The organism is Desulforamulus aquiferis (assembly GCF_030577015.1).
Classification (GTDB): domain Bacteria; phylum Bacillota; class Desulfotomaculia; order Desulfotomaculales; family Desulfotomaculaceae; genus Desulfotomaculum; species Desulfotomaculum aquiferis.
In genome coordinates this window covers 93,090-117,284 of sequence record NZ_JARPTC010000021.1, presented here as the reverse complement: position 1 = coordinate 117,284, position 24,195 = coordinate 93,090, and the positions used below count along the sequence as shown (strand labels likewise).

Genomic DNA, 24,195 nt, shown 5'->3' with positions numbered 1-24,195 from the left:
CCTTTCTTAAATTATTCTTGGGCTTTTACCTTAACCCTCCGACCTTGCACCTTAATCCTCCCCTGGGCAAATAGCTTAATGGCCTGGGGATAGAGCAGATGCTCCTGTTCTAAAATTCTGCTTGCTAAAGTTTCCTCTGTATCATCATCCAATACCGGAACAGCTGCCTGCAGTATAATAGGCCCGGTATCTATGCCCTCATCAACAAAATGTACGGTACACCCGGACAGCTTTACTCCATATTCCAGGGCGTCCCTCTGACCATGCAGTCCAGGGAAGGAGGGCAATAGTGCCGGATGGATATTCATAATTCTGCCCTGGAAAGCTTCCAGCAGGGTCGAACCAACTAATCTCATATAACCTGCCAGGCATACCAACTCAACCTCTGACCCAGCCAACAGGTCTGCAATGGCCCCTTCGTACAGTTCTTTGCTGTCGAAGGATTTTGGCTCCAGGCAGTGGACAGGAATTCCGGCCTGCTTGGCCCTTTCCAGGGCAAAGGCACCTGGCTTATCACTGATTACGATAATCACCTCACCAGGGATAAATCCATTTTGACAGGCGTCCATAATAGCTTGTAAATTTGAACCCCGGCCCGAGGCCAGTATTCCCAGGCGTAATTTCCCCATTATCTTGACCTCCTAGGCACCAAGATACTCAACTAAATTTTCTCCCTGCTCTACCCTGCCAATTAGACAAGCCCTTTCCCCAGACTCAGCAAGCTCCTTTAATATTAATTCAGCCTGTTCCTGGTGTACAATGATCACTAGGCCTATGCCCATGTTAAAGGTCCGCAGCATTTCTTCTTCCGCCACCTGGCCAATGCCTTGGATTACTTTGAATACAGGTGGTACAGTCCATTTGGACCTGTCAAGCACCACCTTGACCCCTTCAGGCAGAACCCTGGGGATGTTTTCAGTCAGACCACCACCTGTAATATGGGCTAATCCTTTAATATCAAACTTATTTAAAAGGGGTAGGATAGACTTAACATAAATTCTTGTGGGAGTAATTAGTTCCTCACCCACGGTATGACCAAATTCAGGTACAAAGCTGTCTACTTGATAGCCTGCCACCTCCAGCAGGGCCTTGCGGGCTAAGGAGTAGCCGTTGCTGTGCAATCCCGAGGAAGGAAGCCCGATGACCAGATCCCCGGCAGCAATCTTAGAACCGTCAATTATTCTGCCACGGTCCACTACACCCACGGCAAAGCCAGCAATATCATACTCTTCCTCGGCATAAAATCCGGGCATTTCGGCGGTCTCACCGCCAATTAAGGCACAGCCGGACTGACGGCAGCCCTCTGCTACCCCACTAACAATATCAGCCACCCGCTCCGGCACCAGTTTGCCAACTGCCAGGTAGTCCAGGAAAAAAAGCGGTTCGGCACCTTGAACCAGTATATCATTTACACACATGGCCACAGCATCAATGCCTATGGTGTTGTGCACATTGGTTAGCTGGGCCACCCGCAGCTTTGTGCCCACACCATCGGTACCGGAAACCAGTACTGGTTCCTTATACTTTGCTGTATCCAGGGCAAATAGGCCTCCAAATCCCCCTATATCTGCCATAACTCCTGGACGGAAGGTGCTTTTTACAGCCTGTTTCATTAAACCCACCGCCCTGTTGCCGGCTTCGATGTCAACACCGGCCCCGGCATAGGTGAGAGAATCAGTTTTATGCTCCATTAATACACTCCCCTATTCCAAACTAAACTTCCCACTTTTCTTGGGTTTACTCACTTCCACCGGGTACTTTCCACTAAAGCAAGCTGTGCAAAAGTGATTTGATTTTGGCTCAAAAATATTTAGCAAGCCTTCCAAACTTAGATAATGCAAATTGTCGGCATTGATATTCTTTCTTATTTCCTCCAGGGGCTTCTGGGCTGCTATTAGTTCCTGCTCATCGGAAGTATCAATCCCGTAATAGCAGGATCGCATGACCGGAGGTGAGCTAACACAAAGGTGTACCTCCTTGGCCCCCGAATCCCTCAGCATGGCCACGATCTTTTGACTGGTTGTGCCACGAACAATTGAGTCATCCACCATGACTACCCTTTTGCCTTCTAGCACTTCCCGAACCGGGTTTAGCTTAAGTCGAACACCGATTTCACGCATTTGCTGGGTTGGCTGGATGAAGGTCCTGCCAATATAGCGATTTTTCATTAGGCCTTCCTCAAAGGGTATGCCTGACTCCTCGGCATAGCCCCGGGCAGCGGCAGTTCCCGAATCCGGCACCGGGATAACAATATCCGCCTCCACCGGAAACTCCCTGGCCAGTTGTCTTCCCATTTCCCGCCTAACCTTATTGACATTAAAGCTATCCATGGTGCTGTCGGGCCGGGCAAAGTAGATATACTCAAAGATACAGTGGGCAGGGTTACAGGCCCTTAGGCCCTGACTGGAGGTGATACCGTTTTTGTCAAAACGTATAATTTCACCCGGTTCCACATCTCTCACAAAGGTAGCTCCTACGGTGGTCAAGGCACAGGATTCAGAGGCTACCACATAGCCATCACCCAGGCGCCCGATACAAAGGGGTCTAAAGCCGTGGGGGTCCCGGGCAGCATACATGCTATTCTCAGTAATAATTAAAAGGGAGTAGGCTCCCTTGACGTCGATCATACATTTCATCAAAGCCTCTTCCACCGTATTGGTATTATATCTGGCTATCAGGTTAACCAATACCTCACTGTCTGTGGAAGATTGAAATACCGATCCTGTTGCAGATAACTGGCTTCTTAATTCTGTTATATTCGTCAAATTGCCATTATGGGCCAATCCCAGCATTCCTCTGGCATAGCGGAACACAAGTGGTTGGGCATTCAAGGGTTGACTTGCCCCGGTTGTGGAATAACGCACATGGCCTATGGCCACATGTCCGGCAAAATTATCAAGGCTATGTCCGGTAAACACCTCGGGCACTAATCCCATGCCCTTGTGAAGTTGTACCTGCTTGCCATCGGCCACCGCAATGCCGGCACTCTCTTGTCCCCGGTGTTGTAAGGCATAAAGGCCATAATAGGTTAATCTGGCCACATCCAGACCCTGACCATACACACCGAAAACTCCACATTCCTCAACTGGTTTATCCGGTAGTACAAAAGGTGTTATTTCGTTAAACATTCAATCGCCCCCCGCCAGGTTTCTTTCATTTTAGATACGGGTAGATTAACCAAATTCCCGCCGCAACCTGTGCAGCCGGGGTTAACTACGTTAATAATCAAAGCACTGCCCGACACTTTACCCAATTGGGTAAAGGGAATTTCTCCCTCCACCAGCTTTTTAACCAGTTCTACCCCCTGCTTACTGTCCACTGAGACAACTATCCGGGACTGGGTTTCTCCAAAGAGCAGTGTATCTCCCCTGAACCTGCGGACCATAGTAATATCCGCACCAATATCCCCGGCAATACAGCTTTCGGCCAGGGCTGCCCCCAGACCACCCAGGCAACAGGGCTGAGCAGATTTAATCAATTCATTGCTTATTTCTTTAAGCACAAAAGCCTGCACTCGCTTCTCCAATAACAGATTCAGTGCAGGTGGTTTTCCCACTTCTAGGCCAAAGTGCAATTTAAGGTACTCACTGCCACCAAGTTCAGGCAGATTGTCTCCCAAAAGGAAGATAAGATCCCCCTCGTCTTTAAAACCTGGTCCAGTATAACTATTTAATGTATTAGCAAGGCCTGCCATTCCAATAACCGGCACCGGGTAAGCATGGCTTTCTTCCACAGCCTGCCGGCTAACGGCTGATATGCCTAAAGATTGCCTGGCTTCCTCAAGACCTTGCTTGCATTGTTCCAGAGACCAATGGGACTCCGGAGTATCCATAATACCATTATTCAGGCAAATACCGGCATTAACAGGCTGAAGCCCCGCACATACAAGCCTGCGGGCCATCCCTGCCATTGCTATAGCAGCACCTCTCCTTGGGTCAAGGAAGCAATAGCGGGGGAAACTGCCTAAGGTTAGGCCCACATTGTTAAAAGCTTCTATTTTAATCACTGCTACTGAAGACCAGTTTGTCACCGATTCTCCAAGGTCATTTCGGCCAATTATTTGTTGAAACAAGGCTCCCTTACCGGCAATATTTGGTGATGCCAGCAACTTTAACAGCAGTTCATTATAATCATCAGGAAAATTTAATGTATCAAGATTGTAGTTCCAGGTACTTTGCAGATTAGCAGGTGGGGTTGGCAATAGTTCAGCTTCATCAAGGATAATATTATTAGTCAAGTCTTCATCAGCCTTGTCACTCATGCCCACCAGCATAACATTTACGATAGCCCTTTCATGGAGACTATTAGAAAATCCCACTTCTCCAGCCACAGGTAAATCTAACCGACCGGCCAAATTTGCAACTTGGTCCGCTGCTTCATTAATTTTAAGATATGTCTCTGGACTAGTGGGCTTATCAAAAAAGAAACCGGCCAGGAGGGCCAGGGGTGTGGCCCTCCTGTAATTATCTTGCAGGTTTTTTTCAAATTCACCCTTTTCCTTTGATAAAGGCTTGATACTTATAATCATGACCATCCCTTTTCCGGCAAATCTTTCGCCTGCTATTCTCCGGTCAATCTCCGCAGTACTTCCTGGTATGCACCTTCCACATTGCCCAGGTCACGGCGGAAGCGGTCCTTATCAAGCTTTTCACCTGTATTCTTATCCCAGAAGCGGCAGGTGTCCGGCGAAATTTCATCACCTAGTATAACCTGACCCTTGTGAATGCCAAACTCAAGCTTATAGTCAATGAGATCGATATTAACAGGAGCCAGATATTCCCTCATAATGTCGTTAACCTTTAGGGCAGTTGTCCTGATAAATTCCATTTGCTCGGGAGTAGCTAAGTCTAGGGCTGCTATATGGGAGGCATTAATCAAGGGGTCACCCAGGGCGTCATCTTTGTAGTAGTATTCCAATACAGTTTTGGCCATTACAGTACCCTCTGCCAAGCCCAATCTTTTAGCCAGAGAGCCTGCAGCAATATTCCTTACCACTACTTCTACCTTAATAATTTCCAGAGCCTTAACAATCATCTCACGATCATTGACCAGTTCAACAAAGTGGGTAGGTATGCCTTTACTTTCCAGCATTTTGAAGAATACAGCGGAAACCTTGTTGTTTACTACACCCTTATTGTCAATGGTTCCCTTCTTCTCACCGTTAAAGGCTGTGGCATCATCCTTATATTCCACCCAAAAGAAGTCCGGGCTGTCGGTACGGTAAACCTTTTTAGCCTTACCTTCATAAATCATCTCTAATTTATTCATCTTAATATCCTCTCCCTACGATTTATAATCCAAACCGGGCATAAATATCATCAACATGCTTCAGGTGGTAATTATAGTCAAAGAGTCCGGCCAAGTCTTCCTGGTTCAAATGCTCCATAACTTCAGCATCCCCTTCCAGAAGTTCCTGAAATTTAGAGCCTGTACGCCAGGCCTCCATGGCATTACGCTGTACTAGCTCATAGGCCTTTTCCCTCACCAGCCCCTTATCCACCAGGGCCAGCAGGACACGCTGTGAAAAGACCAGACCAAGGGTTTTCTCCAGGTTGCGCATCATGTTTTCCGGATAAACCAAAAGTTTTTCCATAATGCCTGTAAACTTATAGAGCATGAAGTCAAGGGCGGTGGTGCTGTCAGGAAGTACCACCCTTTCTGCCGATGAGTGGGATATATCCCGCTCATGCCACAGGGGTACATTATCCAGACCCACCAAGGCATTGGCCCTAACCACCCGGGCAAGGCCGGAAACATTCTCAGCAGTAATAGGATTACGCTTGTGGGGCATAGCTGAAGAACCCTTTTGGCCCTTATTAAAGTATTCCTCCGCCTCCAAAATATCGGTTCTTTGTAAATTTCGTATTTCAGTGGCGAACTTATCCAGGGAGGATGCAATAATTGCCAGGGTGCAAAGGTACTCAGCATGTCGATCCCTTTGGAGGATTTGGGTTGATACCCTGGCCGGTTTTAAACCAAGCTTCTGGCACACGTGGGCCTCGATGGCCGGCTCGATATTGGCATAGGTGCCCACCGCTCCGGAAATGGCCCCAACACTCACGGTTTTAATGGCCTTTTGTAGCCTTTCCATATTTCTCTCTGTCTCAGCAACCCAAAGCAGCATTTTGAGCCCGAAGGTCATGGGCTCTGCATGGATACCATGGGTACGGCCAATCATTAAGGTTCCCCTATGTTCTACCGCCTTCTCCAGTAAAACCTGGCGCAGTCTTTCCAAGCGCTTAAGGAGAAGTTCCCCTGCCTCCTTCATACGGACACACTGGGCAGTATCCACCACATCCGAGGATGTCAGACCCATGTGTATATACTTAGAGTCCTCTCCCACATTCTCTGCCACACAGGTTAAAAAGGCTATAACATCATGGCGGGTAACAGCCTCAATCTCCAGTATACGTTCTACTGAAAAAGCAGCCTTTGCCTTGATATTCTTCAGGGCCTGCTCCGGGATTTGGCCCAGCTTAACCATTGCTTCACAGGCAGCAACTTCAACGTCCAACCATTTTTGAAACTTGTTCTCATCAGACCAAATTTGCTTCATTTCCGGCAGTGAATAACGCTCAATCATTTAACAGAACATCCTCCAATCATAAGTGCAAAACTATTTAAACGGCTAGATAACCCTCCACACCCAGTTCCTTCACTTTGGCGTCCTTTGCTTCAACTTCCTGGACCATTTCTTCTTTATACTGGTAGAGTTTTTCCTTAATAGAGTTGTCGGTGGTGGCAATGATTTGGGCAGCGAGAATGGCAGCATTCTTGGCCCCGTTGATGGCTACCGATGCCACTGGGATTCCAGGGGGCATCTGGGCTATGGAATATAGGGCATCAACTCCGTCCAGCGCACCGGATTTTACAGGCACTCCAATTACAGGCAGCACTGTGTGGGCAGCAATAACTCCAGGCAGATGAGCAGCCAGGCCTGCTGCGGCGATGATGACTTTCATCCCCCTGGACTCGGCAGCCCTTGCATAATGGGCAGTCTTATCCGGGGCCCGGTGGGCAGAGGAAATATTCATTTCATAGGTGATACCAAACTTTTCTAATACCTTTACTGCATCCTTCATCATCGGCAAATCGGAGTCGCTGCCTAGTACAATACCTACCATAGCTGTCATTCTAATAAATACCTCCTATATCTTTTATTCGCCGCCCAGGAAGAGATAGCGGCTTACCACTAACACAAAAAGTATATACATCATCCAGTGAACTTCTCTGGCTTTACCAGACAAAACCTTGAGGGCAGTATAAAAAACAATGCCCGCCGCAATACCATTGGCAATACTAAAGGTGAAGGGCATCAATGTAATTGTCATAAAGGCCGGAAAGCCCTCGCTAAAATCATCAAAATCAATTTCCCGCACCGCTGATACCATCAGCACCCCTACGATAATAAGGGCCGGGGATGTGGCGGCACCCGGTATAAGCAGTGCCAAGGGCGCTAAACCCAGGGCCAGTAGAAACATCAGGCCTGTGGTAACCGCAGTTAAACCGGTACGTCCGCCCTCACCAATACCTGCGGCACTTTCTACATAGGCAGTGATGGTGCTGGTTCCCATAAGGGCACCAAAGGAAACCCCCATGGCGTCAACCATCATAGCTTTGCCGATTTTAGGTGATTGTCCATTCTTGTCCAACAATCCAGCCTTATCTGCAGTACCCACCAGGGTGCCAAAGGTATCGAATAGCTCAACAAAGGTAAAGGTAAATACCACCGTCCAGATACCTAGATTTATTGCTCCCATGATGTCAAGCTCAAACACATGTAGGTTCTCAAAATCAGGCAAGGCAAAGGGAGAGAACTGCTCAGGTATTACCGTTACTCCCATTGGGATACCTATCAAGGTGGATGCCAATATACCTATCAAAAGGGAACCTTTCACCCGATTAGCCATTAATATTGCAGTAATGGCCAAGCCTATCAGGGTAAGTAAAGCATTGGGGTTATGAAAGGAACCCATTAGGGTATTCCACTCAAAGGACTGTAATGTAGCTACCCCGTCAGTTTCTAGGGCTTGTAAAGTTGGTGGAATCACAGGGCCAATCTTTACAACAGTCAGTTCAGCCATTTTTAGTCCTATAATGGTAATAAATAAACCTATACCAACTGTAATAGCCCGCTTAAGGGAATTAGGTACTGCTTCTACTAAAATCTGCCTAACCTTGGTTACTGTAAGAATTACAAATATTACACCGGAAATAAATACTGCACCCAGGGCTACTTGCCAGGGAATTCCTACCCCCTGTACTGCCACCGCCGCGAAGAAGGCATTTAGTCCCATGCCTGGTGCTAAGGCTATGGGGAAATTTACAAATAGACCCATGGCTATAGTAACAACACCGGCGGCCACTGCCGTGGCAAAAAATACTGCATTTTTATCCATCCCGGTAGCGGAAAGAATGTTGGGGTTAAGGAAGAGAATATAGGCCATGGTCATAAATGTTGTGAGGCCCGCAATAATCTCTGTCCTTACGGTGGTTTTGTTCGCTTTTAATTTGAAAAGTTGTTCCAGCACCTGGCAAGTCCTCCTAGCAAAAAGTCTGTTGCCAAGTATTATTACCTGCTGGAAAATAGTAATGCATTAACAGGAAGGGTGTGCCCTTCAGTATCAGGAAAATCAGCTATAAGTACAAAAAAGCCCAGAACGATAAGTTTCATTCTCAGCGAGTGAAACCTACCGCCTGGGCTTTTATCCCTCTGGTGTAGCGCAAATGCGCCTGTACCGCTTGGACCGAACCAACTCCCTATGGAGCTGTGGAACCCTAGGTACACTTTCCCTCCCGTACTCAATACCGGTACACCCCCGGAAATATACGGAATATAGATTAAATTGTACAATCACATACTAGCAAGCCAGTCAAAGTTTGTCAACTGAGCAAAGGCAAATTAAATCAAAACTTGACAAGATTTTAACGCAACTTAATATATATTTAAATTTGCCACTTAAATATTAATTTAAATAAAGTAACCAACTCCTTTCCGCAGCCAAAATATTATTTCTGAGGATAAAATTAAATATATTTTGGTTCTAAAAAGCAAGAACTTTCATATTAATAATATGTAGTCTTTGTAAATGACTAAAAGGAAAATCATTCCTTAGTTGTAGACACGTAGTATTTTTTATGATATTATGATATACTATCTTAGTAAAGGAGGGATGAGTGTGACGAAGGAATTAATTAATAAGATTCTTGAAGAAATCGGGTTAGAAGTAATACCCAAAGAAAACACAAACACAGAGTAAAAAAGCCGGAGGCTAGACTGAAGAGTTACGCCTTCGGCTTCTGTGTTTTTATTATTCCTCCTCAACCGTCCATTCTTCATCCCAGTTCATTATTTTACTGATTTTCTTTGAGTTATGATTAATAAACCTGGTTGCAAACCTATCAGCATCCTCTTCGGATTTTTCATCATCATTTCTTAAATAGTTATTTACCAGTTGATACCTATGCCTTAGTTCATGGGCTAAAGCGTGCAAGGAATATAGCTGCTTACTATGCAGGTCATCGCCGTCATCAGTCTGGGCAAAAATAAAAATATATACTATATCCAGGCTTTCATCATAACAACCTTCCAGCTCACCCCTAAGCTCCTCCAAAGAAAAGTTAAAGCATTTGGAATAAAACCTGAGAATGTCTAGTTTCGTTTCATAAATAACGATTTTTCTAGGTTTATAATCCTGACCCATTAATTTGATAATATCTTCCAGCTGTTTATTTGTAATATAATTTTGGTTGTTTAATATTTTCATGACTTTATGATGCCATTTTCCAATAATAAATACAATGGAGTAAATAATAAAACCTCCAAGAATTGCTTTACTGCCTATTTATATTGCATTTATTATTTACAATTGATAATTCATTAGTACTTTAGTGGATTTTCAGCGTTCCATGTCACTGAAATCAGCAAAAAAATCAGGCTTCTAAAAATATTAGTTTTTAGTACGCCTGATTTACTTATAACTATATTATTTTTATTGTCAACTTCAGTTATTTTAGCTGCTTTGTTACATCCATCTTAGCATACAAAATTCTGTGGATTTCAACAATTTGTTCCTTCACAATATAAAAGACCAGATACTTATCAATCACCATTCGCCTGTAACGAAAGCCCATGACTTCAATCGGATATTCTCCACACATAAAAGGAAATTCCTTTAATGTGTTAATTTTGCCAATCACCCTGTCATACTGCTTCAGAGATGTTTCTGGACTGTATTCAGACAGGTAATCAATCATATAGCCCAAATCAATCCGAGCAGCAGGAAGCATCTTGATTTTATAACTTTTCAAGAAGTTTATTCCTCATTTCGGATGCCACTTCATCAAAATCATACCGAACATCAGTCGTTTGGGCTTCAACTGCCGCTTGCTTCAGCTTATCATAAATCATAACTTCTAACTGCATCTTTTCATAGGCTTCAATGCTCATGACAACCATATCACCATATCCGTTCTTGGTCAAAAACACAGGTTCAGCGGTTTCATGCACCAATTTGGAAATATCAGCAAAATTATTCCTCAAATCAGATACTGGTCTTATATGTGGCATACGCTCACCCCTTCATTAATTTATCATAATTTTATCATAATCACGATAAACGAACAATCATGCCTCCTGCGGAACTCTTATGTTTTGGGCAACTGTATAAATCTTCTGTTAGAATTCTTCTAGTGAACTTCTAAGTACTCAAACCTTATCGGATACAGTTACTTTATTTCGTAAGGGTTAATATTCAGGTGCACTGATGTAGATTTGTAAATTAAAATGGTACAAAATAGGCATTTTTTTCTCAAATGGAAGATTTTGGCCCAGTCGGCTGTCATACCGTCGTGGCTGTATACGCTGCTTTCTTTTCTTCCCTTGATTTTTATTAACCTAAATTCTTTTAACTCTTTCACTATATACCTGACTGGTAACTACCAAATTAATTTGAGAATCAACAGCTAATCTGCCACATTGATAACATGCAATCCTTTTCGCCTTGCATATCTCACTGTTCGATCTGTACCGCTAAGTGTATGCAACAAAGCACAAATGCAATAAGCTGAGCAATCAACGATATAGCGATTACGTTTTTTCATACAGCCATTATGGTATTCTTCCAATACATAAATAATCTCATCAGCTTCTGCCAATAGATTATTATAGAGTTCCCTTTGCTCTGCACTCCAAAGTTTATCCTGTTTTGCAAAAATTAGCCTAACACCTCTCCCCATTTCTTTCTTGGCAATAATTAGTGAAGCTGCAACTTGCTCAAACCCAAAAGACCCACCGGAAATAAAATTTGTTACGCCTTTACTTATGAGGTTATCTATCTCATGGTTGAGGCGCTTTATTATGTGTTCAATTTTCTCTTTTGGTAGCTTGCGGTGTCCGGTGAAGCAGCAGGTATTTAATTTGTTCACTTCATTCTACTCCTCCACAAAATATTGTGCACTTAATTTTAGTGCATATGCTAATACTATCATAAAATGCACTTAGAATAAATGTGTAATTAGTGCATTATTAGTTGGTGAGGTTGATTGAATTGAATAAAAATAAGCACATCAGTATTAGAATCGATGAAAAAGTATTGCAAAAATTTCATTATGTCGCAAAATACGAAGACCGTTCCGCAAGTGGTCAGATCATGTTTCTTATCAACAACTGCATCCGAGAATTTGAAGAAAAACACGGAAAAATTGAAATACACGATAAGAGATAATTTGGCAAATTAATTTATAGGAGCATAAAACCCGTAATAACTTATAAAAATCTAAATATGCTTACAAACCAGTATCCAGAAAACTGAGAGTGCCTTAACCTTCGTATCAGGTTGTTATCAACAGATAAAAAAAGACCCCGAAATCCTTGATTTACCGAGGTTTTCGGGGTCTTTTTTTTATTCCACTCAATGGTGCCAGGAGGCTTGAAGGTGATGTCATAAACCACCCTGCTTATTTCTTTAACCAGTACTAAGTGTTTTTACGCTGGTAATCCTCCTCCAACCACTGATAAAAGGAAAATTCAATTCAATTTTGATAAACTTTAATATACCTTTGAAGAAAAACATGGACGCAGTTTTTATAGGACTAATTTCCTATTAAAAATTAAAGTAACTATTTAGATCTATTTAGATTAACCGAATATATAGTAAAAAATATTGCTTGGGAGTATGCAATGAGAATAGTACATAATGTGCTAGCACTTAACTCAGTCAACAAATTAAAAAATATTAATAAAAATCTATCCAAATCAGTTGAGAGGTTGTCTACTGGACTTCGGATAAACAAAGCCGCTGATGATGCAGCAGGATTATCTATTTCTGAAAAGATGAAGGCACAGATTAGGGGACTTCAGCAGGCACAAAGAAATATTCAGGATGGTATTTCTCTTATTCAAACTGCTGAAGGAGGGCTTGCAAATATACTTGAACCACCCCTTCAACGAATGAGGGAACTTGCTATTCAAGCAGCAAATGATACATTATCCTTCGAAGATAGACAAGCAATACAGAAAGAAATATCACAAATGATTTCTGCAATAGATGGTATTGCAGATAATACTGAATTTAATGGCATTAAGTTATTAAATGGTAATGTCTCCGATGAGCCGGCAAGATGTAGGTTTAGCGGATATATTTCACACGCTTCAGCAACAGAAAATACTCCTACTGGTGAATATATGGTTGATTTTACAGCAAAGGCGACAAATGCAATAATTACTGGAGATTATATTGATGTTGCTACTGGTATTTTAAACGATCAAAAAATAGCCGTTAATGGAATTGAGATTGACTTAGAAGCCGGAATGACATTGGCAGAAGTTGCTGTTAAAATAAATAGCGTTGCATCTATATCTAAAGTCCATGCAAATATACATGTTAATGGTACAGCACAAAACTTAATCCTGGAATCAGTTACTCCCGGTTCAAAAGGACAAATTAATGTAGAAAGTAAAACCATAGGAATAACCCTGGATAATATCGGTTTAGGAGCTTTAATGACTAGAACTGAGGATGTGCAAGGTATTGACATTGCGGGTAATATAAATGGTGAAGCTGCCATTGGTGACGGGTTAACTTTAAAACTTCACAATGGTCTGGAAGTTACAACGTATAGTGTAGGTACTACCGGGTATATTCTATTTCTTCTTGGTAATGACTTGGATTATATTAATTCTAATGCCGTTACAAAGGATGGTATAGTGTACTTAAATGGTGTTTCCGTTGCTGTTGAGGAATCTGACAATATAAATGATTTAGTTAATAAATTTAACGCAGTAGGTTCTCAAGCAGGCGCAAAGGCGACCTTTAGATTTGACACTTTACTTAATCAATATGTATTTGAATTTACAGCCTTTTTTTCAAGTCAGGGAGATAATAGCTACATTGAAGTAAAAAGTGATGGGGAAGCAAAAATAATTAATGATATAGCTATAAATAGTAGTGGTCATGGTCAAAGTCACCTAGACTTTTCACCTGGAACCACTGATGGGGTAGTAGTTGTTGAAAATCCTAATCCAGTTTTTTTACAAGTAGGTCCTAATACTGGCAACATCATAAAAATCGGTATAAACGATATGAAAACAAATGCTCTAGATATTGAAGATATTAATGTGTTAACTCAAATTGCAGCTGAAAATGCAATTAGTAAACTTGATAACGCAATTAAAATCGTATCAGGGGAACGTTCAAGGTTAGGGGCATATGAAAATAGACTCAATCATATTAGTAAGAATGCCTCTAACTACGAAATTTGTTTAACTGCTTCAAATTCAAAAATTACTGATACAGACATGGCTAAAGAAATGATAGAAATGGTCAAAGGAAATATTCTCTCTCAAGCTGCACAAACCATGTTAGCACAAGCAAATCAATTTCAACAAACTGTCCTTCAATTGTTAAAATAAAATCTATGGATTTTTATAAACAGACATAAAAATATCCCCGCAAACCTTAATTTCCCAAGGTTTGCGGGGTTCCTTTTTTATTCCCACTCAATGGTTCCTGGGGGCTTGGAGGTGATGTCGTAGACCACCCTGTTGATTTCTTTGACCTCATTTACCAGGCGGGTCGAGATATTGCCCAGTATTTCGTGGGGGATTTTGGCCCAGTCGGCTGTCATGCCGTCGTGGCTGTATACCGCCCGTACAACGGCAGCATAGGCGTAGGTACGCCCGTCTCCCATTACACCCACACTCTTCATATTGGGGAGGACGGCAAAGTACTGCCAGATTTCCCTGGCTAAGCCGGCTCTTTTAATCTCATCGGTAACTACAAAATCTGCTTCCCTCAGTATTTCTAGCTTATCTCTGGTTATCTCACCTAAAATTCTAACGGCCAGTCCTGGCCCGGGGAAAGGCTGACGCCAGACAATATCCTCAGGCAGGCCCAGTTCCTCCCCTAATCTACGAACTTCATCCTTAAATAACCAGCGTAATGGCTCCACCAGCTTAAACTTCATATCCTCGGGTAAGCCACCTACATTATGGTGGGATTTAATTACAGCTGCCGTGGCGGTACCGCTTTCCACAACGTCTGGATAAAGGGTTCCCTGAACCAGAAAATCAATTTCTCCAAGCTTTCCTGCTTCCTCTTCAAAGACTCGTATAAATTCCGTTCCTATTATTTTTCTTTTTTCTTCCGGGTCAGTAACACCCTTCAGCTTTCCTAAAAAACGGTCCGAAGCATCCACATGAATCAGCTTTATATTAAACAGATTTCTAAAGGTATCCACTACCTGCTGGGCCTCATTCTTTCGCAGCAGACCGTGGTCTACAAAAACACAGGTCAGCTTGTCACCAACGGCTCTGTGAACCAGCACTGCCGCAACGGATGAATCTACTCCACCGCTCAAGGCGCATAAAACCTTTTTATCGCCAACCCTTTGACGAATATCGACCACAGCCTCTTCCAGGAATGAGCCCATATTCCAGGTACCTGAGCAGCCGCAAATATCAAAAAGAAAACTCTTTAATACTTCCATTCCTTTAGGTGTATGCACCACTTCTGGGTGAAACTGAACTGCATAAAGCTTATGTTCCTCATTAGCCATAGCTGCAACAGGGGCTAATTCCGTTTTAGCTGTAACCACAAACCCTGGGGGAACCTCCTCTACCCGGTCACCGTGGCTCATCCAGCACTGCTCATCGGGTCCTAGCCCTTTTAATAGGTTGTCACACTGCATTACCCTCAGATTTGTACGACCATACTCAGCCTGCTCGGCAGACACAACTTTACCCTTAAGCTGGTGGGTCATCAACTGCATGCCATAGCAAATACCTAACACAGGAATACCTAGTTCATACACTGCCGGATCAACGGAAGGGGCTTTCTCCCCATAAACACTGGATGGTCCTCCGGAAAAAACAATACCCAGTGGATTTTTTTCCTTTATTTTCTCAATGGATGCATTGTGTGGCTCAATTTCACAATATACGTTGCAATCCCTAATTCTCCGGGCAATCAGTTGAGTATACTGGCCACCAAAATCAAGAACCAGTATCAGTTCCTGCTCAGCTAAAGACATTTCCCTTCACCCTTTCAAAGGATATATTGTTAAACTTGATATATCTCAGGTTTTAGCACAGCGATATAGGGTAGATTCCTATACTTTTCACCGTAATCCAAACCATAGCCTACAACAAATTCGTCAGGTATGCTAAAACCATTGTAGTCAATCTGTACATCCACTTTACGGCGGCTTGGCTTGTCCAGGAGTGTACAAATCTTAAGACTGGCAGGACCCCGGGACTTCATGTTTTCCACCAAGTATTGCAGGGTTAAGCCTGTATCTACAATGTCTTCAACGATTATTACATGTCTGCCTTCGATGCTTTTGTCCAAGTCCTTTAGAATCCTTACAGCACCGGAAGAGACTGTACCTGCTCCATAGCTGGAAACTGCCATAAAGTCAAAGTAAGTGGTTACATCAATGTTGCGAACCAAATCCGCCAGGAATATCATTGCTCCCTTTAGAATACCTACCATCAAAATACTTTCGCCCTTGTAATCCTGGCTTATTTGCTGGCCCAGTTGAAGGACCCGTTCTTTTATCTGGGCTTCATCTAATAATATTTTTTCCACATGGGGATGCATTATCTTCACTCCTTGCCAATAATTGCCCACCATAAGAGCATAACAAATATATTGTTTTTTCGTCAATAGCTGATATTTTTACTTATATTAGACTCTCCTAGAATACCATAAAAAATGCCGCCATTTAACCGGCGACATTTTTTCACTATTAAATTAAGTTCCCACTACTGGGGGATATCTATTTTAAGATTCCTATTATAATCCCACATTTTAATAAATATTTCTAACCCATTAACATCTCCTAGTGTCTTATTTGCCCGTATGGTTGCCTGTCGGATGGTTTTACCTTTAGGATCCACCCAGACCTTATAAAAGAAATCATTAAACTGCTCTTCTAAGAAAATATTTTCCACATTGGGCCTTAGTTCATAGGCCAGGAGTGTCTCCCCATTGATCTGTTCTTCCCCTCGATAGGACAGTTCTGGAATATCCTTAAAGTTGAAATTGGATAAAGGATTTAACTCGGTAACAAATAATTCAGCCTGGGACATTCTTACATCGTTAAGGGTAATCCATTTTCCAGAAAAGGGGTCCCTCATGTATGTGTTATTCTGAATCTGGGTGAATTCAACGGGTGTTTTAAGAATAGTACCTTTAATATGAACTTTATCCGGCATTACCCTTTCCCCTTCAACCTTGCTATAAAATTCGTTTTCCCCTAACAGTTTGGACTCCACTGTAAAACGAAAGCTTTTACTGGCAAAGGTATTATAAAGGGCTGTATCAAAGGTTTTTTGAGCATCAATTTGACTTCTGCTTGAAAAAAACATTCCCCCTAATACAAGCACAAAAATCAATACCCCAAGCACAACCGCTATGGGTCCTATTCGATGCCTGTTTAACATTAACCATCTAGGTGTAAGCACAAAAACCCCCCCAGACTAATTTCTTTTCTAATAAATACTGACTTGGGTTACACTTTATACCAATAACTTTCCCTTTATGGCATATCCCAGCTGTTTATGGTATTAAAAAGTACCCGGGGGTAACAATAACAGGCATAAAATGGTATAATTACCCTGAAGTTCTTACCGGGAGGGATATTGTGAGCCTAAAGGATATGCAAAGTGATGTCCATGAGTGGATAAGTCAATTTGAAGAGGGGTACTGGCACCCACTGTCCATGTTAGCCAGATTAACAGAAGAAGTGGGCGAGCTGGCGCGGGAAGTCAACCACTTGTATGGGCAAAAACCTAAAAAAGAAGGAGAGCCTGAGGGAAACCTGGCCCTAGAAATGGCAGATATATTGTTTATCATGGGCTGCTTTGCAAACTCAATGAATATTGACTTGGACAAGGCCTTCAAAGAAATGATGGAAAAATATAGACAGCGTGACAGCGATCGCTGGACTCGCATTAAAGTTGATCCAGAAAAACAGTAACATCTGGGAGGGAGCATATATGAACAAAGTAGTGCTGCTGAAAAAAGCCAGCTTACACCCGCTATCCCTTGTGGGCCGCTTGGCAGCTGATTTTATTCAGGAAGACTTTATACTTTCCCGGGGAAACAGTAATGTTGAAATATTAATGAAGAGAATGCAAGCCCTGTCGGAGGGAAAGAGCGGCATCAAACTACCTGTATTTGCTATTTATGCCGGGGGAGATTGTGTGTTTATCCAAACTCTGAAGGAAGGAAGTCCTTTAATTACTTCTTTGAATAATAAACTGGAATCAACTGCGCGGGACTTTGAACTGTTAAAGAGAGAAGTTTTGCCAGCTGTACTTGGTCTTAATCCTGAACAGTTAGCGGATAGCTTAGATGTAAGTTCAGATCTTGCCCAGGCACTGGTGGCTGTTGACGAAGACCAATACCAGTATTTGTTTCTATTAAATTAAGTAGCTGGAAGACTCAAAGGAATCGACCCTTGATGTTAGAAAGAGGTTAGAAGTAAGTAGTCCAAAGCACTCACTTCTAACCTCTTTTATGATCCAAGCCGTTTGATTCTCTCTATAGGGCTGATAATATTGGTCAAGCGCACACCGAAGTTTTCATTTACCACCACTACCTCTCCGGTGGCCACTAGAGTACCATTGACTAGTACTTCTACCGGCTCATTGGCAAGGGTATTAAGCTCAACCACTGTACCAGGAGCAATTTTTAGAACATCCTTAATAGGACGCTTTGTTCTCCCCAGGACTACACTTACCTTAAGGGGGATATCAAGAATGAGCTCGAGATTTCTTTGTTCAAGGCTCCCAAGGGACGGGGCCTTGGCAGCAGGCTGTTGTACGTTAAGGGTCTCGTTATTAACCATAGGGGATGGACTAGTATAGAGTGGCTCCTGGGTAGTTATTTCATCCGGCACATCTATAGCCAGTTCCTCTAGCTGTTCGGGAAATTCTTGCTCTGGTATTGCCGATTCCGTTATTTGTACCTGTTCAGGAGGCCCACCAACCAAATCCATCAACAAAAGGCTAGCCTCTTCCTTAGCTGTTTCAACTGACATAATTTGCATTATTTCAGTGTCCACCAAGTCACCAATTGTCATATTGAAGGATACAACTACAATGGTATCCTCAATTTTCTCTGGCGGGCTAGCTAAAGGGTCATCCTTCGTTCTTAATAGTGTGCTTTCTGGTGGAGAAATATTAATTGGTCGATGGAACATCTGGGAAAGGGAGGTTGCCGAGGTCCCTATCATCATGTTCATTGCCTCGGACGCAGCACTGATTTCCATTTCTGATATTTCCTCGGACATGGGAGTACCATCTCCACCCATCATCAGGCTGGCCATGGTTGCCGCATCTTCAAGACGGATAATCAGTAAATTATAGCCATTAATACCTTCACTAAAGTCAACTTTAATAACAAGATAGGGTACAACAAAGGAGTCAAACAACTCAGCCTTTGTTATAATTTTTACCTTTGGACTGGTTATGTTAACTTTTTGACTTAGTATCTCTGACAATGTTGTAGATGCAGAGCCCATTGAAATATTTCCCACTTCACCCAAAGCATCTATTTCTTCAAGAGTCATCAACTGTACTAGGTTCGGACTAGCATCCTCATTAATGGCCTCTGCAGAAGAACCCGCCTCAACACCTGGTAAGACCAACTCTTCAGAACTACCTGGGTTATCCCCAGTTGCCTGGGCATTCATTAGAGCATCTATTTCTTCCTGGCTTAATAGTCTAGACAATTTCCCATGCCTCCTCAGCCAATGAGGTCACCTGAATTGCCAAGGTCTGGCCAACAGTTCCCACTTGAGCTTTGTACTTTAGTTCATCATTTATGTAGACATCCAGATCCTGATTGAAATTCCTATTCAAAGGAAGGACATCTCCCACCTGAAGTTGTAAGAAATCTTTTACACTTATTTCATTCTGACCAACGTTAACAGCTAATTCCACATCAGCTTCTCCCAACCAAAACTCCAGAGCTTTAATATCTGTTTCATTTTGTTCGTTATCTCTCATAAACTGATTGGTAGCTGAAAAACGGGATAATACAGGATCTAAAAAATTAAAAGGCAGACAAAGGTTAATTAAACCTCTTACTTCCTCCCCCACACCGGTAGAAAAAGTGATAACCGCAACAATATCATTAGGTGACATTAGCTGGTGTAGGTGAGGATTCGCGTCAATAGACTCTATCCTTGGGGTTACTGCAGCAATATCCTTCCAGGATATTGTCAGATGGTCAAGAAGTCTTTTAATAATGCGGTTACATACAGACAACTCAATGTCGGTTAGTTCACGCACCTTAAGGGGCATTTCACCAGGGCCTCCAAATTGAAGATCAATAATTGGAAAAAGAAACTGGGGATTTGTTTCCATTAAGGCGTTCCCTTTAAGGGGTGAAAGACTGAAAATTGTCATTACAGTCGGACTGGGAACCGAATTAACAAATTCCTCATAAGTAAATTGACCTATTGAGGCCACTTCTATAGATATATTAGTTCTAAGGTAGCCAGATAAAAAATTAGAAAGCAACCTTGCATAACCTTCATGCAATACCTGCAGGGTGCGAAGCTGTTCCTTGGTAAACTTGTTTGGTCTGCGGAAATCATATACCTTTAATTTTTTATTTTCCTTGATTTCCACAGGCTCTTCCTCAGGAACTGAACCTGATAAAAGGGCAGCTAATAACGAATCTATTTCTCCCTGGCTTAATACTTCCTTGGACAACTTTACACCCCCTTTAACCAGAGATATTCACTATCCTAGGCCCTTGAAAGTACTCGTTCAATGGCCTGGAGTATACGATCTTGCTGAAACGGTTTAACAACAAAATCCTTAGCACCAGCCTGAATTGCTTCCATAACCATAGATTGTTGTCCCATAGCGCTGCACATAATAATGTTAGCATTAGGATCTTCTCCCCGAATAGCCTTAACACCTTGAATACCATCCATTTCAGGCATTGTGATATCCATGGTTACTAAATCTGGTTTAAGTTCCTTATACAGTTGCAGAGCAACTGCACCATTCTCTGCCTCCCCAGCAACATCGTAACCGTTTTTAGTTAAAATGTTTTTAATCATCATGCGCATAAAGGCTGCATCATCAACAACAAGAATCCTCTTACCCATTTCTAATCCCCCTATGATTAAATTGATAGTCCTAAAGAATTAAATAAAGTGTTTAGTGCATGTTGCTCGGTAATTAAGAAAAAGTGTCCTTTGATCTGTTCATTATCTTCAAATAAAAGGGTTTCAATCATTAAAATGTGCTCTTCTACGTATCCTCCAGCCACCAGGGAGGCACTAAGTACTGCCCCCAGCATATCGATTGCAAACATGGGAACAGTGGGAATCATGTTCAGGCCGGTCATGGTGCCTATAGCACTGACAAAGGATCCTGTCAAAACATTACCTACCTCTTTTACTACTGATTCACCCATTTCATCCATTATGTTGGTTGTACCTTTCTCCATACCCATCAACATATCAACAAGGTTATAAGTGCTTTCTAAATTGAATAAAAATAATATCTGACCGGGTACATCTCCGTCCAGCCGGAGATTTACACAGCATACAACTTCCTCCAAGCCACCCACCAATTCCATTACCTCTTCTAATGAAAGAAACCTGCTCTGGGGAACGGCCATATCAATTTTCTTATTAACCATGGTAGCTAGGGCGGTTGCCGCATTGCCAAGTCCAATATTGCCTATCTCTTTAAGTACATCTAAATGAGTATCTGTTAGCCCCCGGTTTTCGATCAATTTTATCCCATCCTTTCGGCTACCAGTTAACTGGTTACTTTTTACGGTAAAAACAAGGGGATACCTTTTCGAAACCTAAGTCTAAATAATTGAAAATAGTTTCACTACCTCCTATGAATAAGAATCCACCTTTATTAAGGGATTGGGCAAACCTTGAGTTAACCTTATCCTGTGCCTCCCTAGTGAAATATATTGTTACATTTCTACAAACAATAAGATCATAGCCTATGGGATAGTTATCGGACAAAAGATTATGTTGCTTGAAGGTAACTTTCCCTTTTATTTGCTGGCAAACATTGTATTTGCCGTTGTCTAAAGTGAAGTACTTACTTAACCTGTCTTTATGGATATTACGTACCGAATCTGCTGTATAGGAGCCGGCCAAAGCAGCCTGCAGAATTGTTTTGTCCAAATCTGTAGCATCTATTTGGTGTCTTTTCCCCATTGATATCTCATTTAATATGATAGCAATTGTGTATGGTTCACAACCATTTGAGCAAGCAGCACTCCAGATTTTTAAATTACTTTTTGTTTTTAATAATTCTGGAAAAATATTTGTTTCAAGTGACTGAAACATTTTAACATCTCGAAAAAATTCGGAAACATTTATAGTTAAATAATCAAGAAATTCAGGCCATGCCTTTTTTTCAAGCTTAAGGTGGTTAAAAAAAGACTGGTAATCAGAAAAATTCTTACGGCTAAGCATACTGTCCAAACGTCTTTTCAGTTGGTTTTCTTTATAACTATTAAGGTCCAAGCCAAAGCTATTATATACCATTTCTTTAAAGCGAAGAAATTCTGACATATTATATCACCTTTAGCGGGGTCCCAATAGTTCTTATAGTAACCTGTCCATTTGTTGTGTCAAAAATCATTGTCCTCCCCCTGTTCCCCCCTAGTTCTTGAGCTAAAACAGGGATGCTTAGTTTAGCAAGAACTTGTTTAACCATGGCTGAATTTCGCTGACCTATATTTAAAACAAATTTTTCATCTAGGCCGGAAAACATTTGGGCCCCTCCCGCCAGCTTTGCAGTTAAACGGCTAGGATTACCTCCAAGCTTTCTTATTTCCTGTATCATAAGAGGTATGCCTAAATCGGCAAATTTTGCGGGCTTATTAACATTGCTAAACTGTGTACTATCAGGAAGCATAATGTGTAAAAGCCCCCCTACCCTTGAATTGGAATCATATAGAGCCACCCCAACACAAGAACCCAAACCCAGGGTTATCAATCGTTTGGGGGAAACAGCAACCTTGTAATCGGCTATCCCAACCTGGATTTCTACTACTCCCTTTGCCAGTTCCATGCCTGCCTCCCTTTAGGCTAATTTTTATTATTACTTACGCAAATTATTGGCCTGGCTCCACATCTGGTCAGCCGTCTGAATAGTTCTGGCATTTAATGAATAAGCCCTCTGGGCTTCAATCATACTCACCATTTCTTGGGTCAGATCCACATTGGAGTTCTCTAAGAAGCCTTGCCTAATAAAGCCAACTCCTTCTTCCCCGGCTTCACTAGAAACTGCTTCTCCACTAAATTCGTTCTCCGAAAATAAATTATTCCCCTCAGATAAGAGAGCTGCAGGCGCAGGGAAAGTATACAATTCTATGATTCCCACTTCTTGTTCAGTCCCATCGCTTTCAATAACCCTGACCACTCCTTTGGGGTCAACCGAAAAGGATCTAATTCCTTCTTCCAGAATAAAATCAGTTTCTAAGCGATAACCACCACTTGTAACGATTTCTCCTTCATTATTGATATTGAAGGAACCATCCCTGGTATAATACTCTCTGTCATCTGATGAGATTACCTTAAAATAACCAACACCGTCAATAGATAGGTCCAGGGGACGATTGGTTTCCAATAGGTCCCCTTGATTTAGCACTCTATGTACAGATATAACTTGAACACCGCTACCCTCCGCAGGCCGGGGATTATCAGCTGCAGGGATCCCCTGATCGCCAATGGCCTGCCTAACTACTTCCGAAAAGTTTGCTTTGCTCCTTTTATAACCAACAGTTTGAACATTTGCAATATTATTACCTATAATATCCATTTTAAACTGCTGAGCCCTCATTCCTGAAACTCCATTGGATAAAGTTTTAATCATTTTATCACCCTGCTTTTTTAATAGGATATTTAGATCTATTACTTAACTCGTCCTACTTGATTGATAGACTTGTCCAACAACTCATCATTAATTTGTACTAACTTGTGACTAGACTCATATATCCTAGCTGTAGCAATCATACTAGAAATTTCCTTAACCATATCTACATTTGACTTTTCTAAGCTTCTCTGGGAAACTCTAGTATTCTCTGCTTCCGTTCCAGTATTGTCAGGATCTGTAAAATAATTGCCGTCTACCTTTCTCAATAATGAAGTATCTTCAAACTCTACAATTCTTAGCCTGTCTATCTCCTGGGCATCCTCGCCTTCACCTTCTATAATTGTACCATCTTCCTTGACGTAAAAACTATTTGGCTCACTTATTATGATGGGTCCTCCCTCACCTATTACATAATAGCCCTCACTATTTAACAAATAGCCATCCCTATCCAGTTGGAAAGAGCCATCCCGGGTATAAAATTCTTCTCCTGTAGGAGATTCCAGTGTAAAATATCCCTGCCCTTGAAGACCAAAATCCGTAATTACACCGGTATCAGTTAATATCCCCTGGGAATTTATAATTACTTCCTTGGATACCATGTTACCTAGGTTGGCAAAACCCAATATTTCTCTCCGCTCAGCAGATCCCTTTTCCAAGGCAAGCTTAAGGGCGTGGGGAAAGTTGCCGACTTCTATATCATTCTTCTTGTAGCCCGGTGTATCAGCATTGGCCAAGTTATTTGAAACGGTATTTATTTTAGCCTGCTGAACATTAAGACTGTTCATGGAAATATATAAGCCTCTTAACATTTTCTTTCC

At 42.1% G+C, this 24,195-nt stretch carries 28 protein-coding genes and 1 riboswitch; of the genes, 4 read left to right on the top strand and 24 right to left on the bottom strand.

Annotation, left to right across the window (positions count from 1 at the left end; translation table 11 throughout):
* Positions 1 to 11: 11 nt before the first annotated feature.
* From purN to P6N53_RS14230, 12 genes are all read right to left on the bottom strand, one after another.
* Positions 12 to 629, bottom strand: coding sequence for a phosphoribosylglycinamide formyltransferase (gene purN, locus P6N53_RS14285; RefSeq protein ID WP_304544328.1), 618 nt, complete (start codon positions 627 to 629; stop codon positions 12 to 14).
* A 12-nt stretch (positions 630 to 641) separates the two neighbouring features.
* Positions 642 to 1,691, bottom strand: coding sequence for a phosphoribosylformylglycinamidine cyclo-ligase (gene purM / locus P6N53_RS14280; protein WP_304544327.1), 1,050 nt, complete (start codon positions 1,689 to 1,691; stop codon positions 642 to 644).
* A 12-nt stretch (positions 1,692 to 1,703) separates the two neighbouring features.
* Positions 1,704 to 3,128 carry an amidophosphoribosyltransferase gene (gene purF / locus P6N53_RS14275; protein WP_304544325.1) on the bottom strand — a complete coding sequence of 475 codons (1,425 nt, stop codon included), beginning with the start codon at positions 3,126 to 3,128 and terminating at the stop codon, positions 1,704 to 1,706.
* Complete coding sequence (locus tag P6N53_RS14270; protein ID WP_304544323.1) at positions 3,113 to 4,528, bottom strand: AIR synthase-related protein; 1,416 nt, start codon at positions 4,526 to 4,528, stop codon at positions 3,113 to 3,115. Before P6N53_RS14270 ends, purF begins: the two co-directional genes overlap by 16 nt.
* A 32-nt stretch (positions 4,529 to 4,560) precedes the next feature.
* Entirely contained in the window at positions 4,561 to 5,268 is a 708-nt protein-coding gene (gene purC, locus P6N53_RS14265) for a phosphoribosylaminoimidazolesuccinocarboxamide synthase (RefSeq protein WP_304544321.1), read from the bottom strand.
* Between the two features lie 22 nt (positions 5,269 to 5,290).
* Positions 5,291 to 6,583 carry an adenylosuccinate lyase gene (gene purB / locus P6N53_RS14260; RefSeq protein WP_304544319.1) on the bottom strand — a complete coding sequence of 431 codons (1,293 nt, stop codon included), beginning with the start codon at positions 6,581 to 6,583 and terminating at the stop codon, positions 5,291 to 5,293.
* Positions 6,584 to 6,620: 37 nt separating this feature from the next.
* On the bottom strand, positions 6,621 to 7,133 hold the full coding sequence (gene purE, locus P6N53_RS14255) for a 5-(carboxyamino)imidazole ribonucleotide mutase (RefSeq protein WP_304544317.1): 513 nt from the start codon (positions 7,131 to 7,133) through the stop codon (positions 6,621 to 6,623).
* 24 nt (positions 7,134 to 7,157) lie between these two features.
* Complete coding sequence (locus P6N53_RS14250; protein ID WP_304544316.1) at positions 7,158 to 8,531, bottom strand: NCS2 family permease; 1,374 nt, start codon at positions 8,529 to 8,531, stop codon at positions 7,158 to 7,160.
* Between the two features lie 161 nt (positions 8,532 to 8,692).
* A riboswitch (guanidine-I (ykkC/yxkD leader) is annotated at positions 8,693 to 8,793 on the bottom strand.
* A gap of 518 nt (positions 8,794 to 9,311) precedes the next feature.
* Positions 9,312 to 9,767, bottom strand: coding sequence for a hypothetical protein (locus P6N53_RS14245; RefSeq protein ID WP_304544314.1), 456 nt, complete (start codon positions 9,765 to 9,767; stop codon positions 9,312 to 9,314).
* A 241-nt stretch (positions 9,768 to 10,008) separates the two neighbouring features.
* Entirely contained in the window at positions 10,009 to 10,311 is a 303-nt protein-coding gene (locus tag P6N53_RS14240; RefSeq protein WP_304544312.1) for a type II toxin-antitoxin system RelE/ParE family toxin, read from the bottom strand.
* Positions 10,298 to 10,570, bottom strand: coding sequence for a type II toxin-antitoxin system Phd/YefM family antitoxin (locus tag P6N53_RS14235; protein ID WP_304544309.1), 273 nt, complete (start codon positions 10,568 to 10,570; stop codon positions 10,298 to 10,300). Before P6N53_RS14235 ends, P6N53_RS14240 begins: the two co-directional genes overlap by 14 nt.
* Positions 10,571 to 10,965: 395 nt before the next feature.
* Positions 10,966 to 11,427, bottom strand: coding sequence for an SLOG family protein (locus tag P6N53_RS14230; RefSeq protein WP_304544308.1), 462 nt, complete (start codon positions 11,425 to 11,427; stop codon positions 10,966 to 10,968).
* A gap of 122 nt (positions 11,428 to 11,549) precedes the next feature.
* Between P6N53_RS14230 and P6N53_RS14225 the strand changes: the two genes are divergently transcribed.
* Positions 11,550 to 11,726: a hypothetical protein gene (locus tag P6N53_RS14225; RefSeq protein ID WP_304544306.1), complete on the top strand. Its 177-nt coding sequence runs from the start codon at positions 11,550 to 11,552 to the stop codon at positions 11,724 to 11,726.
* 41 nt (positions 11,727 to 11,767) lie between these two features.
* Here P6N53_RS14225 and P6N53_RS18775 read toward each other — a convergent pair whose 3' ends face one another.
* Positions 11,768 to 11,974 (bottom strand): GMP synthase (glutamine-hydrolyzing), encoded by a 207-nt coding sequence (locus P6N53_RS18775; protein WP_373323059.1) that lies wholly within the window; start codon positions 11,972 to 11,974, stop codon positions 11,768 to 11,770.
* 207 nt (positions 11,975 to 12,181) lie between these two features.
* Here P6N53_RS18775 and P6N53_RS14220 point away from each other — a divergent pair, with 207 nt between their 5' ends.
* Positions 12,182 to 13,912, top strand: a complete 1,731-nt coding sequence (locus tag P6N53_RS14220; RefSeq protein WP_304544304.1) for a flagellin N-terminal helical domain-containing protein — start codon at positions 12,182 to 12,184, stop codon at positions 13,910 to 13,912.
* 77 nt (positions 13,913 to 13,989) lie between these two features.
* Here P6N53_RS14220 and guaA read toward each other — a convergent pair whose 3' ends face one another.
* The 3 genes from guaA to P6N53_RS14205 form a co-directional block, all read right to left on the bottom strand.
* Positions 13,990 to 15,531, bottom strand: a complete 1,542-nt coding sequence (guaA, locus tag P6N53_RS14215; protein WP_304544302.1) for a glutamine-hydrolyzing GMP synthase — start codon at positions 15,529 to 15,531, stop codon at positions 13,990 to 13,992.
* Positions 15,532 to 15,560: 29 nt separating this feature from the next.
* Positions 15,561 to 16,100, bottom strand: a complete 540-nt coding sequence (gene hpt / locus P6N53_RS14210) for a hypoxanthine phosphoribosyltransferase (RefSeq protein WP_304544300.1) — start codon at positions 16,098 to 16,100, stop codon at positions 15,561 to 15,563.
* A 164-nt stretch (positions 16,101 to 16,264) separates the two neighbouring features.
* Positions 16,265 to 16,966, bottom strand: coding sequence for a hypothetical protein (locus tag P6N53_RS14205; RefSeq protein WP_304544299.1), 702 nt, complete (start codon positions 16,964 to 16,966; stop codon positions 16,265 to 16,267).
* A gap of 179 nt (positions 16,967 to 17,145) precedes the next feature.
* Between P6N53_RS14205 and P6N53_RS14200 the strand changes: the two genes are divergently transcribed.
* Together P6N53_RS14200 and P6N53_RS14195 are read left to right on the top strand one after the other, a co-directional pair.
* Entirely contained in the window at positions 17,146 to 17,481 is a 336-nt protein-coding gene (locus P6N53_RS14200) for a nucleotide pyrophosphohydrolase (protein ID WP_304544297.1), read from the top strand.
* Positions 17,482 to 17,500: 19 nt separating this feature from the next.
* A complete protein-coding gene (locus P6N53_RS14195) occupies positions 17,501 to 17,935 on the top strand; it encodes a hypothetical protein (protein ID WP_304544295.1) in 435 nt (144 codons plus the stop codon).
* An 86-nt stretch (positions 17,936 to 18,021) separates the two neighbouring features.
* On the opposite strand, the gene fliY is transcribed toward P6N53_RS14195, so the two are convergent.
* From fliY to P6N53_RS14155, 8 genes are read right to left on the bottom strand one after another with little or no spacing between them, the layout of a single operon-like run.
* A complete protein-coding gene (gene fliY / locus P6N53_RS14190; protein WP_304544293.1) occupies positions 18,022 to 19,239 on the bottom strand; it encodes a flagellar motor switch phosphatase FliY in 1,218 nt (405 codons plus the stop codon).
* On the bottom strand, positions 19,232 to 20,227 hold the full coding sequence (fliM, locus tag P6N53_RS14185; RefSeq protein WP_304544291.1) for a flagellar motor switch protein FliM: 996 nt from the start codon (positions 20,225 to 20,227) through the stop codon (positions 19,232 to 19,234). The genes fliY and fliM overlap by 8 nt, the downstream gene beginning before the upstream one ends.
* A gap of 35 nt (positions 20,228 to 20,262) precedes the next feature.
* Positions 20,263 to 20,631: a response regulator gene (locus P6N53_RS14180; RefSeq protein ID WP_304544289.1), complete on the bottom strand. Its 369-nt coding sequence runs from the start codon at positions 20,629 to 20,631 to the stop codon at positions 20,263 to 20,265.
* A 17-nt stretch (positions 20,632 to 20,648) separates the two neighbouring features.
* Positions 20,649 to 21,266, bottom strand: a complete 618-nt coding sequence (locus tag P6N53_RS14175; protein ID WP_304544287.1) for a chemotaxis protein CheC — start codon at positions 21,264 to 21,266, stop codon at positions 20,649 to 20,651.
* Positions 21,267 to 21,300: 34 nt separating this feature from the next.
* Complete coding sequence (locus tag P6N53_RS14170) at positions 21,301 to 22,071, bottom strand: CheR family methyltransferase (RefSeq protein ID WP_304544285.1); 771 nt, start codon at positions 22,069 to 22,071, stop codon at positions 21,301 to 21,303.
* Between the two features lies 1 nt (position 22,072).
* Positions 22,073 to 22,573, bottom strand: coding sequence for a chemotaxis protein CheD (locus P6N53_RS14165; protein WP_304544283.1), 501 nt, complete (start codon positions 22,571 to 22,573; stop codon positions 22,073 to 22,075).
* A 30-nt stretch (positions 22,574 to 22,603) separates the two neighbouring features.
* Positions 22,604 to 23,377 carry a flagellar basal-body rod protein FlgG gene (gene flgG / locus P6N53_RS14160; RefSeq protein WP_304544280.1) on the bottom strand — a complete coding sequence of 258 codons (774 nt, stop codon included), beginning with the start codon at positions 23,375 to 23,377 and terminating at the stop codon, positions 22,604 to 22,606.
* A 38-nt stretch (positions 23,378 to 23,415) separates the two neighbouring features.
* Complete coding sequence (locus tag P6N53_RS14155) at positions 23,416 to 24,186, bottom strand: flagellar hook-basal body protein (protein WP_304544278.1); 771 nt, start codon at positions 24,184 to 24,186, stop codon at positions 23,416 to 23,418.
* Between the last annotated feature and the right edge of the window lie 9 nt (positions 24,187 to 24,195).